At 68.8% G+C, this 20,443-nt stretch carries 18 protein-coding genes and 1 pseudogene; 9 read left to right on the top strand and 10 right to left on the bottom strand.

Going from position 1 to position 20,443, the window contains the following annotated elements:
• The first annotated feature begins 235 nt into the window (after positions 1-235).
• The 7 genes and pseudogenes from ACFY6S_RS20960 to ACFY6S_RS20930 all read left to right on the top strand — a co-directional run bounded on the left by ACFY6S_RS20960 (position 236) and on the right by ACFY6S_RS20930 (position 7,446).
• Positions 236-4,222: a hypothetical protein gene (locus ACFY6S_RS20960; protein ID WP_388829986.1), complete on the top strand. Its 3,987-nt coding sequence runs from the start codon at positions 236-238 to the stop codon at positions 4,220-4,222.
• Entirely contained in the window at positions 4,222-4,782 is a 561-nt protein-coding gene (locus ACFY6S_RS20955) for a hypothetical protein (protein ID WP_388829989.1), read from the top strand. Before ACFY6S_RS20960 ends, ACFY6S_RS20955 begins: the two co-directional genes overlap by 1 nt.
• Positions 4,783-4,939: 157 nt before the next feature.
• Positions 4,940-5,653, top strand: coding sequence for a DUF4158 domain-containing protein (locus tag ACFY6S_RS20950; RefSeq protein WP_389462585.1), 714 nt, complete (start codon positions 4,940-4,942; stop codon positions 5,651-5,653).
• A complete protein-coding gene (locus tag ACFY6S_RS20945; protein ID WP_388829995.1) occupies positions 5,650-6,096 on the top strand; it encodes a hypothetical protein in 447 nt (148 codons plus the stop codon). Before ACFY6S_RS20950 ends, ACFY6S_RS20945 begins: the two co-directional genes overlap by 4 nt.
• Entirely contained in the window at positions 6,072-6,497 is a 426-nt protein-coding gene (locus ACFY6S_RS20940; RefSeq protein WP_388829998.1) for a hypothetical protein, read from the top strand. The genes ACFY6S_RS20945 and ACFY6S_RS20940 overlap by 25 nt, the downstream gene beginning before the upstream one ends.
• 336 nt (positions 6,498-6,833) lie before the next feature.
• Positions 6,834-7,363, top strand: a pseudogene (locus ACFY6S_RS20935) (Tn3 family transposase).
• On the top strand, positions 7,363-7,446 hold the full coding sequence (locus tag ACFY6S_RS20930; RefSeq protein WP_388830109.1) for a hypothetical protein: 84 nt from the start codon (positions 7,363-7,365) through the stop codon (positions 7,444-7,446). The pseudogene ACFY6S_RS20935 and the gene ACFY6S_RS20930 overlap by 1 nt, the downstream one beginning before the upstream one ends.
• 85 nt (positions 7,447-7,531) lie before the next feature.
• Here ACFY6S_RS20930 and ACFY6S_RS20925 read toward each other — a convergent pair whose 3' ends face one another.
• Positions 7,532-8,062: a hypothetical protein gene (locus ACFY6S_RS20925; RefSeq protein WP_388830001.1), complete on the bottom strand. Its 531-nt coding sequence runs from the start codon at positions 8,060-8,062 to the stop codon at positions 7,532-7,534.
• Positions 8,063-8,280: 218 nt separating this feature from the next.
• On the opposite strand from ACFY6S_RS20925, the gene ACFY6S_RS20920 reads away from it, so the two are divergent.
• Positions 8,281-9,033 carry a class I SAM-dependent methyltransferase gene (locus tag ACFY6S_RS20920; protein WP_388830004.1) on the top strand — a complete coding sequence of 251 codons (753 nt, stop codon included), beginning with the start codon at positions 8,281-8,283 and terminating at the stop codon, positions 9,031-9,033.
• On the opposite strand, the gene ACFY6S_RS20915 is transcribed toward ACFY6S_RS20920, so the two are convergent.
• The 4 genes from ACFY6S_RS20915 to ACFY6S_RS20900 all read right to left on the bottom strand — a co-directional run bounded on the left by ACFY6S_RS20915 (position 9,022) and on the right by ACFY6S_RS20900 (position 14,985).
• Complete coding sequence (locus tag ACFY6S_RS20915) at positions 9,022-11,100, bottom strand: ATP-binding protein (RefSeq protein WP_388830007.1); 2,079 nt, start codon at positions 11,098-11,100, stop codon at positions 9,022-9,024. The genes ACFY6S_RS20920 and ACFY6S_RS20915 overlap by 12 nt on opposite strands.
• On the bottom strand, positions 11,090-11,836 hold the full coding sequence (locus ACFY6S_RS20910) for a DUF4255 domain-containing protein (RefSeq protein ID WP_388830010.1): 747 nt from the start codon (positions 11,834-11,836) through the stop codon (positions 11,090-11,092). The genes ACFY6S_RS20915 and ACFY6S_RS20910 overlap by 11 nt, the downstream gene beginning before the upstream one ends.
• 31 nt (positions 11,837-11,867) lie before the next feature.
• A complete protein-coding gene (locus ACFY6S_RS20905; RefSeq protein WP_388830012.1) occupies positions 11,868-13,823 on the bottom strand; it encodes a VWA domain-containing protein in 1,956 nt (651 codons plus the stop codon).
• A 532-nt stretch (positions 13,824-14,355) separates the two neighbouring features.
• Entirely contained in the window at positions 14,356-14,985 is a 630-nt protein-coding gene (locus ACFY6S_RS20900; protein WP_388830015.1) for a response regulator transcription factor, read from the bottom strand.
• A 215-nt stretch (positions 14,986-15,200) separates the two neighbouring features.
• On the opposite strand from ACFY6S_RS20900, the gene ACFY6S_RS20895 reads away from it, so the two are divergent.
• Positions 15,201-16,592 (top strand): hypothetical protein, encoded by a 1,392-nt coding sequence (locus tag ACFY6S_RS20895; protein ID WP_388830018.1) that lies wholly within the window; start codon positions 15,201-15,203, stop codon positions 16,590-16,592.
• Between the two features lie 142 nt (positions 16,593-16,734).
• Here ACFY6S_RS20895 and ACFY6S_RS20890 read toward each other — a convergent pair whose 3' ends face one another.
• From ACFY6S_RS20890 to ACFY6S_RS20870, 5 genes are all read right to left on the bottom strand, one after another.
• A complete protein-coding gene (locus tag ACFY6S_RS20890) occupies positions 16,735-17,559 on the bottom strand; it encodes a DUF4157 domain-containing protein (RefSeq protein WP_388830021.1) in 825 nt (274 codons plus the stop codon).
• A gap of 222 nt (positions 17,560-17,781) precedes the next feature.
• A complete protein-coding gene (locus ACFY6S_RS20885) occupies positions 17,782-17,955 on the bottom strand; it encodes a hypothetical protein (RefSeq protein WP_388830024.1) in 174 nt (57 codons plus the stop codon).
• Between the two features lie 216 nt (positions 17,956-18,171).
• Entirely contained in the window at positions 18,172-18,576 is a 405-nt protein-coding gene (locus ACFY6S_RS20880; RefSeq protein WP_388830027.1) for an excalibur calcium-binding domain-containing protein, read from the bottom strand.
• Positions 18,577-18,941: 365 nt separating this feature from the next.
• Positions 18,942-19,115 (bottom strand): CsbD family protein, encoded by a 174-nt coding sequence (locus ACFY6S_RS20875; protein WP_388830031.1) that lies wholly within the window; start codon positions 19,113-19,115, stop codon positions 18,942-18,944.
• A gap of 130 nt (positions 19,116-19,245) precedes the next feature.
• Positions 19,246-20,118, bottom strand: coding sequence for an undecaprenyl-diphosphate phosphatase (locus ACFY6S_RS20870; RefSeq protein ID WP_388830033.1), 873 nt, complete (start codon positions 20,116-20,118; stop codon positions 19,246-19,248).
• Between the last annotated feature and the right edge of the window lie 325 nt (positions 20,119-20,443).

Genomic DNA, 20,443 nt, shown 5'->3' with positions numbered 1-20,443 from the left:
GACGTGGGGTCGGGAACATTGAGCCGGGGCTGATTCTCGCCGGGGCATGGATCATCGGGAACGGGCGTACGGTCGCCCAGCCGTACCGAACCGACTGCCCGAACAGACAGGCGCGGCCGGACAGCCCGAAAGGGCAACGGACGCTGCCCCGGGGCCCGCCCCGCGGCACTGCCCCGCCGCGCCCGGGACGCCACACCCTGGCAGGCATGTCGGGGACCTGTGACCGGGAGCGCGGGTGAAGGCGGCTGCGGAGAAGACCACCGGCACCGCCAGGTCGTCGGCGCCCGGGGCGGGTTCGCGCACGGCGAGCGTGCAGACGGCACCTGTATCGCAGACCTCGCAGGCCACCGAGCCCGCACGAGCTGCCGTGCCCGCACGAGCGGCCGCGGCCCCGGGAACCATTGCCGCCCCGTCCGCTGCGCGGGGGCTGAGCGCACGCAGCGTACAACGCCTCCAGAGCCGCGCGGGAAACGCGGCCGTGTCGCGGCTGGTGGCGCAGCGGTACGCGGACGTGGTCAAGCCGCCGCCCTCGCAGGCACCGGGGTTCCGGAAGGTCCAGCAGGACGTGGCGGCGAAGAAGCAGACGCTCAAGCAGCACAAGCCGGCGGCGGCGGAGTCGCGGGCGGCACAGAACGCGGCCGTGGCCCCGCCGGACGACAAGGAGGCGCAGGGCAAGACGGCGAACGCGGAGAAGATGAACGACGCCAAGCCGGGCGAGTTCAACAAGGCGGAGTTCGTCGGCGCGGTCAACGAGGCGATCGCCGCGCAGGCGCCCAAGAACCTCGACGAGGCCGACAAGTTCGCCGGATCCGGCAAGGCGGACAACGTCAAGAACGCGGTCGACGGCAAGGTCAAGGACGGCAAGGAGTCCTCCGCCGACGCCATCGAAACCGCCACCACCGCGGCTCCGGACACCTCGAAGGCCACGGACAAGGAAGTCACCCCGCTCAACCCTGACCAGCCCCCGGCCAACCCGGGCGCCCCGAGCGCGGCGGCCGCCGTTCCGGCCACTCAGCCGGACGCGGTGTTGGACTTCCGCGAGGGCAATCAGCAGGTCGACCAGCACATGGCCGACGCCGAGGTCACCGAGGACCAACTCGCGCGAGGCAACGAACCGGCCTTCGACAAAGCCCTCTCCGAGAAGAAGAAGGGCGAGCAGGACACCGCCGAGGCGCCCGGCAAGGGCCGTGCCGCCGAAGCCGAACAACTCGCCGCCGCCAAGGCCGGCGCCGCCGCGTCCGGCGCCCGGGCGATGGCCGCCATGACGGCGGACCGCAACGTGGCGGGCAAGAGCGTCGACTCGGGCAAGGGCGAGACGAAGTCGGCGGACGAGAAGAAGCGCGAACAGGTCACGGCCAAGCTGCAGAAGGTCTTCGACACGACGCAGAAGGACGTCGAGAAGATCCTCAAAGACCTGGACGGCAAGGTCGACCGGCAGTTCACGGAAGGCGAGAAGCGGGCTCGCGACAACTTCACGGCCGATCACAAGCGCCGGATGAAGGCGTACAAGGACAAACGCTACTCGGGCCTCATGGGAAAGGGCCGCTGGGTCAAGGACAAATTCAAGGGCCTCCCGCAGGAGGGCCTCGACATCTTCAAGAAGTCCCGCGAGCTGTACGTCGATCAGATGCAGACGGTGATCTCGGCCGTCGCCGACATGATCGGTACGGAATTGGGCCGGGCCAAGGCCCGCATCGCCACCGGCCGGAACGAGCTGAAGGCCGAGGTCGACAGACTCCCGGCGGACCTCAAGAAGTTCGGCGAGGAAGCGGCGGCGGACTTCGCCGGGAAGTTCGACGATCTCGAATCCGAGGTCAACGACAAGTCGACCCAACTAGTACAGGACCTTGCTCAAAAATACACAGAGGCCCTCAACTCGGTCGATGAGGAAATCAAGAAGCTGGAGGAGGAGAACAAGGGGATCATCGCGGCGGTGATGGACGCCGTGGTGGGCGTGATCCAGACCATCCTTGAGCTGAAGAACATGCTCATGGGTGTCCTCGCCAAGGCGGCGAGCGCCATCGGGAAGATCATCAAGGACCCGATCGGCTTCCTGAAGAACCTGGTCTCGGCCCTGGGCGCCGGCCTGAACCTCTTCATCGCCAACGTCCCCGACCACCTCCAAAAGGGCCTGGTCTCCTGGCTGTTGGGCACAGCGGTCAGCGCCGGCCTGGCGATACCCGCGAAATTCGACCTCAAAGGCATCATTCAACTGATCGCCTCTCTTCTGGGCCTGACGTGGGACAACATCCGCGCCCGCGTCACCCGCAAGGGCGTCCCCGACAAGGCGATGGCCCAGGTCGAACAGTCCGTTCCGGTGGCGGGGGCGCTGGCACGCGAGGGACCGGCGGGAGCGGTCAACGAAATAAAGGAGGAGACGGGCGACCTGAAGAAAGAAATCCTGGACGACTTGAAGTCCTACCTGATCCCCACGGTCCTCATAGCCGGCATCACCTGGATCCTCTCCCTCCTCACCCCCGCCTCGGCCTTCGCCCGCGCGGTCAAGGGAATCATCGACCTGGTCACCTTCATCGTGACCCAGGGCGCGCAGATCTTCGAATTCGTCAACGCCTGCCTGGACGCGGTCATAGCGGTAGCCAACGGCGGCTCCGCAGGCGTGCCCAAAACCATAGAAACGGCCCTGGCGGCGAGCATCCCCCTCCTCCTGGGCCTGCTGGCTTCGCTGCTGGGAATCGGCGGCCTGGCGAACAGGGTCCGTCAGGCGTTCCAAAAGGTCTCGCGCCCGGTGAACCGAGCGATTGACAAATTGGTCGACAAAATCGCCAAGGCTGGCAAAAGAATTTGGTCAAAACTTAAATCGAAATCCAAGAGGGGTGTTGGTGATCAAAACGATGAGAAAAAAGATCAGAAGAAGAATCGAGAGTTGCCTGAGGCGATAAAGAGAGCGAAGGGTGTCATCTCTAGGAATGAAAAGAATAACTCGCCAGTGAGTGTGGTGGCTGAGGAGTTGCTCGCACTGAAGAGAGTTTTTTCTTGGATAAAAGGATTTGGCGTAGAAAAAAGAGAAGTTGGATTCGCTGTTTCTATGAAAGCCAGCGATCATCCGCTCGGTCAATACAGCGATGTCGGGAGCGTAAAGGCGCAGTTGGATAAATACGGCCCAGAGTTCATCGGGAAAGTTCACAAGCACTGGTGGGAATTCCAGATCCAAAAACCGAAGATCGGATCTTCGCGGATCTGGAATAGCGAAGTCCTGGATCAGACGAAGTCGAAGGCTGAAGATTATTTACAGCAGGACGACACGGCGCGAGACGTAAAGAAACAGTTCTTCGAGGGGAACAGGCGCGACGTAAACGCGGCGGCGTTTTACGGTCATGTATTCGGAGTGAAAAGTGGCATTCGGAGAAAGGTGGTGAAGCTGCTCGGGGATTCCGCTCTCAAAGAACTGAAAAAACAAGGTAAGAAGGTTACTCGCGACGCCCCGGAAGTCCACGAGATAGTCAAATCGATGAGGTTCCATCCTGGCCGGGACGCTTACGGACAGTACGACCCGTTTCCTGCCTCTCCAGGGGAACGTGAGCACACCAATTTTTATCCCGTCTTCACAGAGCTTGACGAGTCGAGAAGCAACTCTGACATGAGAGTCACCACCGTGCGAACAGCTGCAGGGAAAACCTTCACGATCACTGAGGATCTGAAGAGCGGTTTGAGTATGAGAGTCAAGGGGCTGAACCTGCGACTCAAAGAGCCTGGTGAACCGCGAGGAGTGACTCAGGATTCCCCCGGATTCGTTCCCAATCAGAGGCTTAACCGATCCCATGTGATCGCCGACATGTTCGGCGGGTCGGGCTACCGGGAAGCACTCAACCTAGTGACTGCAAGTGACCATTACAACCAGACGGTGATGGGCGATGCGGAATCGGATATTGCAACAGGGATTTTGGCCTTTGCTGAGGCGCACAATCTGGCGCGAGGTGAGGTTTCGATGGACCTCACGGTCACGGTAACGTTCGGAGAGTTATTAAAAGATACTTTCATGAGGAACATTGAGAATCAGGAGTGGTACAAAGAAAACGACCCGGAATCAGATGCTCAGCTGGCAAGGATTACCAAAATTCTATTGACTCCTCCAGTGCGGCGTGTCATGGGTGTCATTTACGACTTTACTCTTACTTCTACAGTCTCGGATGTTCCACCGGAACGTGATAGTCGCGATATTCAATCCGATGATCATCTTTTTCTGAAACGGAGTGCGAGCTAGTGAATGAAATGGATGAGGTCGTGAAATTCGTTTATTCGTATCTGTGTGTCGAGCACTCTGGAAATGTTGCTGTGTACTCGGAGTCGGATGAGGTGGTGAATCGACTCCGCGAGGCGAGCATGGAGTTTTGGTATGCGGCTCCAGGTGTCCCGGTTTCGCCGTCGTTTGGAAGGGCTGCGGGGATGTCGTCGGAGCAATTGGCCAAGCGGGCGGCTAGAGTAAAAATTGCTCGCCGTGCACTGTTTTTGGTAGCCGAATACAGGGACCCGGATTGGGGTGCTCTTTATGCCGGGTATGTTGGCGGTGACAGGGTTCTCACTGCCCAGTCGTATGGTGGGTTGCTGTACGTGACGAAGATTGCTGATGAACTCAAGATCGTTGCTTCTTACAAGGAGGATATCGACGAGGAGCCCCCGCCTCTCCGCTGGCGTCATTCGCAAGGCGCGAATATTCTATTGACAGGTCCGCCGGTGGCCGTCCGTCCGCTCGGATTACCGACTGGACGTGCCGCACACCAACAGGACTGGCAAATGTTATCGGATGCCGCCCCGGACAGATGAGCTGCGTCGGTTTTATCGAGGATACGTGGTTCTCGCGTCCCATTAAGGCATGCAGATGCGCCGGACCCCGAAGTCGATGATTCGCCGGGCGAACCGCGTAGACAAACTTCCGCGGCCCTGTTCTGGTATGGCTGCGGCGAAGGACATGTAGCGCTGTGTGTCTGCTGTGGTCGTCATTTCCTCTCGCCTGGCGCCTTGTTGGGCTGAACGAGTGATCTCGGGCGTGGGGCGAGAAGTACGGGTGCGGCAGGACTGGGAGCCGGAGGACCTGATCGAGGTCTGGACGCTGCTGGAAGACGACATGAAGCGGGTGCGGAACAAGTCCGGGGCGACTCGGCTCGGGTTCGCGCTGCTGCTCAAGTTTTTCGAGGTGGAGGCCCGGTTCCCCGACGCGGCCCAAGAGGTGCCGACCGCCGCGGTGGAGTACGTGGCCCAGCAGGTCAAGGTGCCTGCGGAGGCGTGGGCGGACTACGACTGGCAGAGCAAGGCGATCCAGAGGCACCGGGGCGAGATCCGGGCGGCGTACGGGTCCGGGCGAACACCGAGGAGGACCAGGACTGGCCGGCCGCGTGGCTGGCCACCGAGCTGTGCCCGGTGGAGCTGTCCCGTGACCGGCTCGCGGCGGCCGTGGTGGCCCGGTGCCGCAACGACCACATCGAGCCGCCGGCGCCCGGGCAGGTGCGGCGGCTGGTGGGCCGGGCGGTCACGGACTTCGAGGCCCAGTTCTGCCGCAGCAGGTTGGAGTGGATCTCGCATGCGATGCGCTCCCGGCTGGAGGACCTGGTTGTCGGGAGCGGGGGCGAGACGGGCGAGGGCGCGGCCGGTGCGGGCTCGGTGGCGGTTGGTGGACGGTCGCGCTTCGCCGAGTTGAAGACCGATCCGGGGGTGCCGGGGCTGGAGAGCCCGCTGGCGGAGGCGAACGAGCTCCAGCGGGTGCGGTGGCTGGAGCTGCCCGCCGACTTGTTCGCGGACGGGTCGGAGAGGCTCGCGGAGGCGTGCCAGGCACGGGCGTCGAAGGAGTACCCGGCGAACCTGGAGCGGATGACACCCGCACGTCGCCTGACGCTGCTGGCGGCGCTGTGCCATGTGCGGCAGACGGAGATCACCGACTCACTGGTGGACCTGTTCATCCAGCTCGTACTGAAGACCAACACGAAGGCGGAGCGGAAGGTCGACAAGAAGCTGAATGCCGAGCTGAAGAAGATCCGCGGCAAGGCGGGCATGCTGCTGCGGGTCGCCGAGGCGGCACTGTCCGAGCCGTCCGGCACGGTGCGGCGGATTATCTACCCGTGGTCGGCGGGGAGAAGACGTTGAAGGCGCCGGCGGCGGAGGCTGCGGCGAACGAGGCGCGCTACGAGGCGCGGGTCCGTACAGTGCTGCGGTCGTCGTACTCGGCGCACTGGCGGCGGATGCTCTCGCCGCTGCTGGCCGCGCTGGAATGGAAGTGCAACAACACCGCTCACCGGCCGGTGATGGACGCGATCGACCTGCTCAAGCGGTATCTGGAGCAGCCGTTGAAGGAGGGGGCGTTCTTCGATCCGGCGGAGACGTTGCCGCTGACGGGGGTGGTGCCCGAGCAGTGGCGGGCGGCACGACAAGGGCCGGGTCGCACGCATCCCGTACGAACTGTGCGCGCCGGTCGCACTCCGGGACGCGGGGCGCCGGTGGGAGATCTGGGTGGTGGGTGCGAACCGGTGGCGCGACCCGGAGGATGACCTGCCCGCCGACTTCGAGGACAACCGGGACGTCCCTTACTCCGCGCTGGGCCAGCCGCAGGACTCCGGCGAGTTCATCAGCGCCCCGCAAGAGCGGCTCCGCACCTCACTGGACTGCTTCGAGCGGGCGTTGGCGGAGGGCACGACGGGTGGGGTGGCCATCGTGAAGAAGCACGGTGAGCCCTGGATTCGGATTCCCCGCGCGGCAAGCAGGAGCAGCCGGAGAATCTGTTGGCCGTTAAAGGCGAGATCGAACGGCGCTGGGGCACCATCGACCCGCTGGACATCCTGAAGTACGCCGAGTTCGACACGGATTTCATCGCCGAGTTCACCTCGGTGGCCGCCAGGGAGAACCTGTCCAAGGACGTGCTGCGGCGGCGCCTGCTGCTGGTGCTGTTCGGTCTGGGTAGCAACATGGGCATCAAGTGGGTCGCGGTGACCGGCAAGCACGGCGAGTCCGAGGCGACGCTGCGGCAGGTGCGGCACCTGTCCGTCAACCGGCCCAACATGCGTGCGGCCCTGCGCGAGCTGGTGAACGCCACCTTCGACGTCCGGGACGAGATGTGGTGGGACACCGGTACGGCGTGCGCCTCCGACAGCCGCAAGTTCGGCGCCTGGTCCTCGAACCTGATGACCGAGTGGCACCAGCGCTACCGGGGCCCCGGGGTGATGATCCACTGGCATGTGGAGGGAAGTCGGTCTGTATCTGCTCCCAGCTCAAGAGCTGCTCGGCCTCCGAGGTCGCCTCGATGATCGAGGGCGTGCTGCGGCACTGCACCGACATGGAAGTCGACCGGCAGTACACCGACACCCACGGCGCCTCATCGCCGGCTTCGCCCTCGCCCACATATTCGACTTCAAGCTGATGCCGAGGCTGAAGAACGTCGGCTCCGCGAAGCTGTACCGGCCGGCCGCCGGGCAGGAGTGGGCGGTGCCGGACTGCCAGTGAATCAAACTTGATCGCCCCGCCCTTGGCGGTGATCCTGCCGCGTTCGTCCTGCGGATACAGGCCCTCCACGTTCAGGCACAGCACCTCATCGGCGCGGGCCGCCGGCTCGGAGAGCATCTTCTCCCCGCAGCGAGACGTCCAGCCGCCACAGGGCGGCGATCTGTTCGTCAGCGAGGGCCTTGGTGCGGTCGGGTGGTGCCGGCTGTCGCTCGATGCCGATCGTGGGGTCGGATTCGATCCATCCCTGGCGCTGCCACCAGCCGATTGCCTTGCGCGCGATGGACAACTCCCGGTTGGCGGTGTCGGCGTCCATGTCGTCCGCCCGCGCCGCCGCCGGCTCGGCCGGCACCTCGGGCAGGGCTGGGTCGTCGATCGCGGTGAGGGGGGAAGACGGGCGGCTTCGCGCCTCGGCGGGCGTCCGGTCGGCGCCGGTTCGCCGGCGAGCGCCCATCCCCATGTCGTCAGCGAGATCCGGTAGATCCGCGCGGAGGACTTCGCCATGCCCGCGCCGGTGAGGTGCCGCTCGACCGCTGCGGTGTACGACGAGGGCGGGGCGGACAGTGGCATCACCCGGGCGCGCGGCAGCCGGAGCGCCCGCCGCACCGAGTTCGGTCACTGGGTCAGAGGGTCGGCGTGGTGCTCGCCCCTTTGCCGACGACCAGGCCGAAACGGGAGCATGTCGCGACGCCGTACCTCTTCGCTGAGTGTCATGCCGCAGTCCCTGCTCAAGAGCGGCTGGCCTGCTCGGGGGCTGTGGATCGCTCCCGCCCCTGAGCGACGACCCTCCCCGAAAATCCTTCGACATCGGCGCTCGACCCCTGAATCCTTTGCCGAATGACACACGACGCACCCTGGGACGTCGAGACCGCCCAAAGCTACGACACCCCCGGCACCGGCGCGTTCGCGCCCGAGGTGCTGGGGCCGGCCGTGGATCGCCTTGCCGAACTCGCCCACGGCGGGGCCGCGTTGGAGTTCGCCATCGGTACGGGGCGGGTGGCCGTTCCTCTCGCGGAGCGCGGGGTGGCGGTCACCGGGATCGAGTTGTCGCAGCCGATGATCGACCGGCTGCGCACCAAGGTGGACGAGGCGACGATTCCGGTCGTCGCCGGCGACATGGCCACCGTGCGTGTTCCCGGTACGTTCCACCTCGCCTACCTCGTCTACAACACCATCTCCAACCTGCTCACCCAGGCCGAGCAGGTCGCCTGCTTCCGTAACGCCGCGCGCCATCTCGCGCCCGGCGGGCGGTTCGTCATCGAGCTGTGGGTTCCCGAGTTGCGCAAGCTGCCGCCCGGGCAGCAGGCCATGGTGTGGGAGAGCCAGGCCGGTTACATCGGGCTGGATACGTACGACGTGCTGCGCCAGCAGGTCGTCTCGCACCACTTCCGGTTCGGCGAGGGCAGCCGGGAGGCACGGCTGTTCCGCAGTCCGCACCGGTACATCTGGCCGGCCGAGCTCGATCTCATGGGGCAGTTGGCCGGGTTTGAGCTGGAGTCCCGGCACGCCGACTGGTCCGGGGCCGAGTTCACCGCCGAGTCGCGCTCCCACGTCTCCGTCTACCGGCTGCCCGCGGATCTACGTCAGTAGGCGCAGGTACTCGCCGAACTCCGAGGCCAGCGTCAGGCGGCCCAGCTTCTGGTACTCCCGCTGGATCGCGTGGATCAGCGTCGGCATCGTCACCGGCGTGCCCGACTCCGCCGACAGGTAGGCGGCCGTGATCGCTATGGAGCGGATGTTGCCGCCCGCCAGCTCGAAGGACTCCGCGCAGAAGTCCAGATCCAGGTCGGGACCGAGGGGGAGAGCCCGGCCCAGGCTGCGGTCCCACAGCAGGCGGCGGTGTGCCGCGTCCGGGATCGGGAAGTCGACCACCAGGTCCAGTCGGCGGGTGAAGGCGTCGTCCAGGTTGGCCCGGAGGTTGGTGGCGAGGATGGCCAGGCCGTCGAAGGACTCCATGCGCTGGAGCAGGTAGGCGCTCTCCACGTTGGCGTAGCGGTCGTGCGCGTCCTTCACGTCGGAGCGCTTGCCGAAGATGGCGTCGGCCTCGTCGAAGAGGAGGACGCCGTTGACGCCGGCCGCCTCCGAGAAGATGCGTTCGAGGTTCTTCTCCGTCTCGCCCACGTATTTGTCGATGACCGTCGCCAGGTCGACGGTATAGAGGTCAAGGCCCAGGTCCGCCGCTATGACCTCCGCCGACATCGTCTTCCCCGTGCCCGAGTCGCCCGCGAAGAGCGCCGACACGCCCCGGCCCCGCCCGCCGCCCGGACGCATGCCCCAGGTGCCCAGGACCTGGTCGCGGTAGCGGGCGCGGGCCGTCAGTTCGCGGAGCTGGGCGTGGACATCGGGCGGCAGCACCAGGTCCGGCCAGCCGACGGACGGTTCGACGCGGCGCGCCAGCCGGTCCAGCCCCGCCGCGTTCTGCGCCCGCGCGCCCCGGCGCACGTCCGTCGCCGCCACCGGGCCGTCCGTCAGCGCCGCCGTCTGCGCGGCCCCCCGCGCCGCGCCCTCGATCTGGTCGGGGGTGAGGAGGAAGGGCGAGAGCAGCAGGCCCACGTCGAGGTCCGGCGGGAGCGGCGCCGGGCCCGGGTACGCGGCGCGCCACAGCCTGGACCGTACGGACGGTTCCACTCTCGGCGCGTTCAGCAGGAGCGGCGGGCGGGTGGCCCAGGACGCGTCCCAGGGGACCCGTCCCACCATCGCCGTCGGCAGCGGAGCGGACGTCAGCAGGCGCAGCAGCTCGGGGCGTTCGCGGGACAGCGCGTCCACCTGCGCGCAGACCAGCCCCGCACCCGTCAGCCTGCCCTCCCGCACCAGCGCCCGCACAGCCTCCACCGGCGTGGAGTCCTCCGCCAGCCGCGCCAGGTCCACGCCGAGCACGCCCCGGCCCGTCAGGCTCAGCGCCGTCGCGGCCAGCGCCGTACCCGCGCCGCCCTGGTCCTCTCTCAGGTACGTCAGGAGTACGCCGGACTCCAGCGCCCCGGCCAGCGCCTTCGCGTCGCCCACTCCCTCCACCGGGTGCCAGGGCGCCAGCAGATCCGCCAGCCTGGGGTCCGGCGTACGGTCGCCGAGCAGATGCGCAGTGACCCGGTCCGGGACCCGCAGCGCACGCCCCAGGAACGGCCGGTCCGCCTCCTCCACCAGCAGCAGCCCGCCCGAACGCAGCGGAGCGTGCGGACCCAGCCGGGCGCGGGCCGCCGCGTCGGCGGGTGTGAGGCCGCACAGGCCGAGCGCGAGACCGATGGTCGGACGGCGGCGGGTGACGTCGTCGTTCAGGTAGCCGTAGAACGCCTCGAAGCGGTCGTCCAGATCCGGTACGAGCGCGATCAGCAGGATCTCCACATCCAGCTCGGTCAGCTCGAATTCCCTGATGAGGCCGGACAGCGGGGAGTCCGTCGGCGGGGGATCCGGTGCCGCCGGCTCCGCCTCTGCCGCCGGCTCCGCCGCGTCGTCCGGCACCGGGAACGTCCGCCCCTCCTCCAGCAGCCGCCGGATCGCCTCCTCCGTCAGGTACAGGCCGCGGAACTCGTCGTCCGGGTTCGGGTCGGTCCGCCTCCGCGCCTCCACCGCCCGCCGCACGCGCAGCTCGATCCGTACGGCACGCTCCAGCAGTTGCCGCAGATGCCGGCGCTCAAGGGCGGGGCCGGGCTCAGCCGTCATCGCCGCCACCGCCGCGTCTCTCCGTGATCCGCAGGGACAGGCCCGCCCGCCGGGGTCCGGAGTCGGAGGCCGTGCCCTCGGCGTCCGGTGCGGGAGCGGGCCGTACCGACTTGCCGCCGTACACCGGCAGCCCGCCGCCCCGCCGGGCGCGTGGTTCCGGCGGGTGGTCGCCGAAGCCGGCGCGCAGCCCCTCGTCGGTCACCGGCGGGCCCGCGGTGTACGTGGGCGATGCCGTGACCGGCACACTGATCACCAGGTCGAGCGAGGGCTTCAGCTCCCCGCCCAGCGCGCTCCACACATCCGCGAAGGAACGGTCTTCCGGCGGTGGCAGCGCGATGGACATCGGCACGGCCGCCCCGATCTCCTGGAGTGTGCCGGTCAACCGCTCCGGCGGCAGCGCCTCGTACCGCAGCAGACAGGCCAACAGGGAGGAGAGCAGCCGGTGTTCGTCCTCCGGGCGCTTGGTCCAGGCGGTGATCAGATACGAGAGTTTGAAGTAGCGCGGCGGCCGGCGCCGGGCGATGACCGTCCCGTGCCCGTCGTACTCGTTGTGCAGCCCGCGCTCGCGGCGGCGCATGTCCTCGCGGATGTCGTAGAGATACAGGTTGACGGTCGGCGCGTTGACCTTGGCCGCCCAGTCGCGGGTCGGCGCGTCGAACACGACGGCGATCTGGGCGCCCTCCAGGACCTCCGCCCTGAGCAGGGCCCGCAGCACGTCGTCCACCTCGTGGATCACGGCGAAACCCCCGTCGGCGGTACGGGCCCGGTCATCCGCGCCCCGCGAAGTCCGGCGGCTGGAGCTTGCGCGCCACCACCAGGACCGGCTTCTCCAGCCGGGCCAGATCGGTGACGTTCGTACGGAGCTTCCGCGGGCCCAGCCGGTCCTTGCGCAACACCGGCACCTGCGCCTCGAACGTGCCGTTCCGGTCGACGACCACCGGCTGTCCCGTGGCGGTGATGCCCGCGCTCCAGGCCAGCCGTACGGTGGCGCCCGGCGGGAAGTCCGTCCCCCGGGCCAGCACCACCTGACCGGGCGTCGCGACCTCCGGGGTGACGGTGAGCCGGGGCTGGAGGACACGCAGGCCGGCTCTGGCTGTGTTGTCGGCCGCGCTGCGGTCGGGCAGCGTCGCGACGGCGGTGCCGTGGACATCCCCGCCGATGGCGGTCGCGTACCTGGCCCGCTGGGTGACCTCGATCCGGCCGCCCGCCGGGATGGTGCACGGCGAGGCCGTCGTGCAGCGCGACAGCGCGCCCACGGTCCGCTCGGACGCGTCGGGCGTCCTCGGCCAGGCGGAGGTGAGGATGACACCGGTCGCCGTTTCGGGACCCGCGTTGGACACGGTGAAGCGGGCGGTGGCCGCGCGGCCGGTGTACGTGGTGGGCGGCGTGATCCTCACCCGTACGGACACATCGGCCGTCGGCGGGACGACGGGAGGCGGCGGCGGGGGCGGCGCGGGTGAGGCCGACGGGGACGGGGAGGCGGGCGGGGGCGGCACCGGGTCCTGGATGACCTCCACGACCGCCGTCCCCGTACCGGTGTTGCCGCCGGAGTCGGTCGCCGTGCAGATGATCTCCGTACGGCCGACCGGGAAGAGCGAGCCCGACGCCGGCGAGCAGGTCACCGGCAGCGGCCCGTCCACGGCGTCCTCCGCGCCGGCGGTGTACTCGACGCGGACACCGTCCGGGTCGCGCGTGCGCACTGTGCGGTTGTCCACGGTGACGACCGGGAGCCCGACGTCATTGACGTCGATGGTGATCGTCTGCACCAGACCGGGATCGGCGGCCACGGCGCGCGGGCCGAGGCCCTCCGTGCCCTGCTCGCCCGGCCCCAGCAGGAAGCGGACCGTACAGCTCAGTCTCGTCCCCTGCGGGGCGTCCTCGGCGACCTGGATCGTCTCGTCGAACGCGGCGACCTGTCCGCTGTCGACGGTCCTGGTGGGCGGATCGAGGGTCACAGTGAGGGCGGGATCGCACGCGTCCAGCTGGTGGCCGACGGCGGTGGGCAGGTCGCGCAGACCTTCCAGGATGGCCGCCACGACCGCGTCCTGGTCGACACCCTGCACCATTTTGCCGTTGGTCTCCCTGATGATCCGGTCCGCCTGGCCCGGGTCGATCGGCGGGATGTCCTTCTGGCCCGGGACACCGGCGTCTCCGGTGCCGTTGAGGCCGTCGCCGAGGGTGGATTCGAGGTCGACGCCCACCACCCTGACCCCGGCGTTCCGCAGCGCGGGGATCGTGTCGTCGAGGTAGTGGTCCATGCTCGGGTTGTGGCTGGACGCGTCACCGATCAGTACGACGATGGGACTCGCGTCCTCGCGGAAGACGGTCTCGCCGCCGCTGCCGTGGGCGATCTCCCACAGCGCGTTGATCCAGTCCTCGGCGGGGCCCATGCTGTACTGGCCCCGGTGGTTGTCGAGTCGGTCGACGCCCGCCTTCACCGCCACCGGATCGCTCGTCAGTCCCTGAAGGACCGTATAGACCTCGTCAGTGTCGGCGTCGACCTCCTGGTCGCCGTACGTGGCCACGGCGAAGCGCGAATCGGGCTGGGCCGCGAGCACCTCCTCGGTGATCTCGGGGAGCTCCTCCTGAAGTCTCTCGATCGGCGTCGCCATGCTGTACGTACCGTCCACCAGCAGCACGATGTCCGGCTTCGGCGGGATCACCGGCGTCAGCACCCGCTTGGCCACCGGCAGCGTCGCACCCGGGTCGAGCCGCTCCGTCACCACCGCCGGCGTGACCGGGTTCTCCGGGGCGGGCGCCTCGACGGCGGAACTGGGCAGGCTGCCCGCCAGAAGCAGCAGCAGTGCGAACGGGAGGACGCGCAGGGCGGGGGCCGGCCGCCTCCCGCCCGGACGCGGCGACCGTGCCGATACTCTCCCCGCCGCCGATTCCCACGCGCCCCGCGGTGCCCATCGGGTGGCCCACGACCCATGTGACCTCCGGGACCACCGCCCCAACCTCTGAGACCGCCGCACGGAATCCTCCCCCGATCATCGGCACGCGGCCCCCCACCATCCCCCGCTCGCGCTCCCCTCGGCAGGGGAGCGCGAGTCAGTCCTGTGGGAACGGGACTCTGCCCTTTCGGGCATCCGTCTCGCACCTGATTCCGCGCTGCTGCTCAGTGGTGGTTCCGCAGGTCGGTCGGTGTGCGGATGGTGAGCGGAATGTGCGGCGGAAATGTGTGAGTGGTACGAGTCGTGCGAGTCCTGTGCGGCCCGGTGAACAGGATTCGGGCCGCCGCGTTCCGAATCGCCCTCAGATCAGTCCCTGACGCAGTGCGTAGGCCACCGCGTGCGAGCGATTCCTCAATTGGAGCCTGGTCATGACCGCGTGCAGCACGTTTTTAATCGTGCGTTCGGAGTAGGCGAGCTTTGTCGCGATCTCCGCGGTGTCGTACCCCTCCGCGACCAGTCGCAGAACATCCATTTCGCGCGACGAAAGGCCGGTGAAGTGCAGTCCGCGCGGTCCGAGCACCTGGCCCTGCAACCGGCCGACCTGCTCCAACAGCCTGCCGAGCAGGTCGGCCGGCACATGCCCCTCGCCCTTCGCCACGGAGACGATGACGCGCGCCAGATGGTCCGGGGTCGCCTCCGAACGCCTGACCACCCCGGCGACGCCGCACTCCGCCGCGCTGACCAGCTTCTGTTCGTCGATCTCGGTGGCCACGAGCACGCCGCGGGCGCTGCCGCTGCGCTGAATGGAGCGCAGCATCCGCAGAGCTTCCTCGTCAATGACATCCACCACCACCACGACCACCTGTGGGGTGGGTCCATTCTCGTCCGAGCCGGTCAGCGTCACCTCCGGTCTGGTCCGTAATTGGCTGGCCACCCCCGCCTGGGAGATTGGATCCTGCGCGCGCAAACCAACGATCGTGCGTTCTGTCATGAAATTCCCCCTCCGCAAATGCGAACCGATCGCGTCATCACGGGCCTTGCAGGGCCAGGAGACATGAGCCTCTGTCGCCATACGCGTCGGCAGATACTCCTTTCCCATCCCATGCTGATGTGAAATCCGGACACGCCCGCCGGGCACCACTTCTGCCCGAAAGTGTTCCTGTCCGGCCGGTGTTCGCCGGAAAGCGCGGATCTACGGTGCCTCCTATGAGTGTTACGGCCAGCCTCGACGTCACGTCCGTCACCGCCGAGCCGGGCGGGGATACGGATGTCCCCCTACAGATCCTCAACTCCAGCAGCACCGTCGAGGAATACCGCTTCGAGGTGATCGGCGCGTGTGCGGCCTGGGCGACGGTGGAGCCGCCGGCTCTCTCCCTCTATCCGGGAGCCTCCGGCACGGTGCGGCTGCGGCTGCGCCCGCCGCGGGACGCGTCGGTGCCCGCCGGGGAGAGCCCCTTCGGCATCCGGGTCGTGCCGACGAGTGAACAGAGCGAGACGGTGGTGCCCGAGGGCACGGTCACCGTGGCGCCGTTCACCGAGGTGACCTCGGAGCTGGTGCCGCGCGGATCGAGCGGCGCCCGCCGGGGCCGGCATCAGGTCGCCGTGGACAACCGGGGCAACGCGCCCGTGACCGTGCGGCTGACGGGCCACACCGGCACCGAGCGGGCCCGCGTCGAGTTCACTGCCCCGGAGCTGGTGATCCCGCCCGGTCACGCGGACTTCGCGAAGCTGTCGGTGCGGCCCGCCCGGCGGCTCTGGCGCGGCACGCCGATCACCCATACGTTCCAGACCTTCGTGGTGCCGGTGGTGGCGGAGGGTCAGGAGCCGTACGAACAGCTGACGTTGGACGGCTCGTACGAGCAGCAGGCGATCCTTCCCCGCTGGCTGCCCCGCGCCCTCGTGCTCGCGGCGGTCGCGCTGATCGCGCTGGCCGGTCTCTGGTACGCGCTGCTGCGGCCGGCGGTGAAATCGGCGGCCAGGGAAGCCATCACCCCGGAGGCGATCGAGTCCGCCGCCGAGAAGACCCGGTCACCCGATGGCGGGGCGACGAACAGCGGTGCGGACAACGGGGGTTCCGGGAACGGGGCGGCGAACAGCGGGTCGTCGAGCGGCGCCGACGGCGGTGCGGACGGCGGTGGTACGGGCGGGAACGCGGGAACGTCGAACGGCTCCGGTTCCGGCGGTACGGCCACGGGTGGAGGTACGGCCGGGAGCGGCGCGGGCGTACCGACCAGCGCGCGCGTCGAGGTCAGGGACGCCGTCGGCGGTTCGCCGACCACGGACTCCGCCTACAAGGTGCCGGGCGGCAGCATCTTCGAACTCACCGACATCGTGGTCCAGAACCCGCAGGGCGACGCCGGCACGCTCATCGTCTCCAGCCGGGACGCCCCCGTACTGCGGCTGGCCCTGGAGAACTTCCGGGACTCCGACTACCACTTCGTGACCCCGATCCTGGTGCCGGCCGAGGGAGAGATCACCATGACCGTCGACTGCCGGCAGGTGGGCAAACCGGTCAAGGCCCCGACGCCGACGCGCTGTTCGCAGTCGCTGCTCCTGGGCGGCACCCTGCGGCCGGACATGGAGTCGTCCGACTCGTAAGCGCCGTCGGAGGGACGGACGGCGCACGAGCGGGGCCGCCGGGGGGAACATTCCCCCCGGCGGCCCCGCTCGCGCGCCGTGGTGCACCGACGTCCCGTGGTACCTGCCACGCGCCTCTCGCCTGCCGCTCCTCGTGCGCCGCTCAGTCGGCCGGGGCCTCCTCGTCCTCCTCCTCGGCCCCCTCCTCCGCCCGCTGGACGAACGAGCCCTGCACATCGGCCGGTTCCTCGTCCTCGTCCTCGGCGGACTCGCGCTGCACCGATTGCACGGACTGTACGGACGGGGTCGCCGGGGCCGGTGCCGGCTCCGCCGTCCGTACCGGATCGGGCACCGGCGCCGGGTCCGGGCCGGCCAGCACCCGGTCGGCGTTGGCGACCGCCTCCTGCTCGAAGCGGTCGGACGGATCGCTCACCCGGATGCCGCCCGGCGCCTCCGAGCCCTCGACCGGGCCGCTGCGCTGCTGCACCACATGGGTCAGTTCGTGCGCCAGCGTGGTGCGCCCGGCGGGCGAGGACGGGTCGTAGCTGTCGCGCTGGAAGACCACATGGTTGCCCACGGTGTACGCGTGCGCCCCGACGCCCTTCGCGGATTCGTGGGCCGCCGAGTCGGTGTGCACCCGGACGTCGGAGAAGTCGGCGCCCATCCGGCTCTCCATGTCCGTACGGGTGTCGGTGTCCAGGGGCGAGCCGCCGCCGGAGACCACGTCGTGCACGGGCGAGCGCTCCGCCACGGGCTCCGGCGCCTCCTCGGCCGCCTCCCTGCTGAGCACCGACCCGGCGGCGCTGTTTCCCACCGAGCGTTGCAGGCTTCTCATCCCGGCCGTCCCGACCACGTCGGACCGGCCCGCCACTGCGGCCCTGAACAGGTGGGTGGTTCCCGCCGGGTCCCGTGCGTCCTCGGCCTTCGTGGACCGGACGGATTCGTCGTGCTCATGCTCGTGGTCGTGGTGCCGCTCGTGTGCGCGCATCTGCGCCTCCTCCGGACCGTACCGCTCGCCCTGTTCCGGTCGTTCCGCTCCGCCTCCTCCCACCCTGGGGCCGGAATCGACGGCCCGTCCAGGCTGCCGCTCCACGGGGCGGGGGCACGGTGCCCTGCCCCTTGGGGCAGACGGCACCGATCGCGGGACCGCCGGACGGCAGGTGGGGGGAGAGGAAAGGGAGGAACGCCGGGGGCGGATCCGGCCGGGGCGCTACGCGGCCTTGTCGACGTTGTCGCGCAGGGCCGCGGCCCACTCCAGCAGGAGTACTTCGTACGCCTCCGCGGGCCACGTCCCGTCGGCCGCGTCGACAAGCGCGCGGATCCGCTCATTGGCCGCGGCGGCGCTGGAGGCGGCCGGGCCTGCGGATGCGGAAGAAGAGGACATGTGACAACCCTAGAGCCGGGGGAGTGCGCCGGCGGCCGTTCTGGGAGCGTCCTTGCTCACACTCACACCCCGCGACCGCCCGTATCCGCCCCGTACCCCCCATGTGCCCCCGCGATGCGCCTGCCGCCCCGGCGCCCGGGGGCTCCGCCGGGACCGGGAGTCCGGGACGGGGAGTCCGAGCCCCCGCCCCGGCCACCGTCGGCGGTCCCGGCGCGTCTACTCGCAGCCCACTCCGTCTCCGTCACGGTCGAGGTGTTTTCCGTACCCGGGATCCCCCGCGTGTACGGGCGCGGCACCCGCCGCGCGGGCGGCGTCGCAGTTCTTGTAGTAGACGGACCCGCCACCGGCACTGCCGCCGCCCGTGTCGCCCGCACTGTCGATCGCGGGTTCCACCGTGACCTTGACCGTCTTCGTCTCGGTGACGGTCGGGGCGGGCTTCGGTTTGGCCGTGACGGTCTCGGTGACCGCGGGCTCGGGCGCCGCGGTCTGTGTGGCCGTCGCCGTGACGGTCGCCACAGGGGCCGCCCGCACGCTGGCGGCTTTCTCCGCCTGCGCCGGATCATCGGCCGCGCCCATGCCGACACCGATGAGGAACAGGACCCCGGCGGCCGGGAGAAGCACGCGTTTCCGGGTCCACTTCGGGCGGCCCCCGGGCGGTGGGGGCGCGCCGTACGGGTTCGTGCCGGCTCGGGGCGGCTGCCCCCAAGGCGGCGGCTGCGGCGGCGGATTGTGCGACATGCGTCCCCCAGAGGTGGTTCGTGAGCGATGACCGTAACGGGTGATGTGGAGGAAGCATCACGGATGTGCACAGACAGTAATGTATTTGTGACCACGGGGTGGACAGGCGGTGTGCGCGACGCATGGGCGGTGTGCCCCGCCGGGGACGCCGACAGGCCCCCACCGTCTCCGGCGGGGGCCTGTCGGGGCCTGTCGGGGCCTCTCGGGGCGGACCTCGGCCCTCGGTGTCACGGCTCTGTGGGCGGACCTCAGTCCTTGTCGCGCACGGAGTCCTTCACGCCCTTGGCGCGGTCCACGGTGTCCTTCGCCTTGCCCTTGGCCTGGTCGGTCTTGCCCTCGGCCTCCTTGCGGCGGTCGCCGGTGACCTTCCCCGTCATCTCCTTGGCCTTGCCTTTGGCCTTGTCCATCGGGCTGTCGCTCATTGCGGCTCCTCGGTGATGCGAATGCAGACCCTCCCAAACTAGGGCGTACGGGTCATTCGCGCCTGGTGGGGCTGGAGCGCCGCCGCTTGGGTCTGTCGAGCGGCGGGCGCGCCTCCTCGGCCGCGCCGCCTCAGCCCGACGACTCGCCCGCGTGCGGGCTCAGCGTGTCCGTACCGACGAGAACGAACAGGGCGATGCCCAGAAGTACCCGGTAGATCACGAACGGCATGAAACTCCTGGTCGTGATGAACCGCATGAACCACGCGATGACGGCGTACCCCACCGCGAAGGCGATGAGCGTCGCGAACGCGGTCGGCCCCCAGGAGACATGGCCGTCGCCCGCGTCCTTCAGCTCGAACGCCCCGGAGGCGAGTACCGCCGGGATCGCGAGGAGGAACGAGTAGCGCGCCGCCGCCTCTCGTGTGTACCCCATGAGGAGGCCGCCGCTGATCGTGGCGCCGGAGCGCGACACGCCCGGTACGAGGGCCATCGCCTGGCAGAGGCCGAAGATCAGGCCGTCCTTGACGCCCAGATCCTTGAGCGACTTGCGCTCCCTGCCCGCCCGGTGCCTGCCGCCGGCCTCGTCGCGCGCCGCGAGCCGGTCCGCGACGCCGAGGACGACGCCCATCACGATCAGCGTGACGGCGATCAGGCGCAGATCGCGGAAGGGGCCGTTGATCTGGTCCTTCAACGTGATGCCGAGGACACCGATCGGGATCGAGCCGACGATGACCAGCCACCCCGTCCGGGCGTCGTGGTCGCGGCGCATCTCCCTGCTCACCAGCGACCGGCACCACGCGGAGACGATCCGGACGATGTCCTTCCTGAAATAGATCAGGACGGCCGCCTCCGTACCGATCTGGGTGACCGCGGTGAAGGCCGCCCCCGGGTCCTGCCAGCCGGCGAACGCCGCGGTCAGCCGCAGATGCGCGCTGGAGGAGATGGGCAGGAACTCGGTCAGTCCCTGAACGAGCCCGAGGACGAAAGATTCGAACCAAGACATGAGGTACTACGCCATCCAAGGATGTTCATGCACCGGCGGCCGGAGGCGCGGCGCGGTGACGGATCGGGCTTGCGGGCGGAGCGCTGCTGAGTGCTCAGGGGTGCTTCCGAGCACTCCGGAAGCGTGTCGTGTCGTGCGGGCGATCGCTCGGTCGTGCCGGGGATCGGGTCCTCGTCCAGATGGCTCCGCCCGGCGGTTCGGCAGTGAACGGACAGGACGCCGATGTGATGGCGGTCACGTTTTCGGCCTCGGCAGCGTATCGCCCGCGGGTTACGGGACGGTGGCACGCACCTGAACGAGGCGGGGTCCCCCTAGGGGGTTCCCC

It is taken from the genome of Streptomyces sp. NPDC012835, assembly GCF_042900885.1.
Lineage (GTDB): Bacteria > Actinomycetota > Actinomycetes > Streptomycetales > Streptomycetaceae > Streptomyces.
This window is presented reverse-complemented; position numbering and strand designations above follow the sequence as displayed.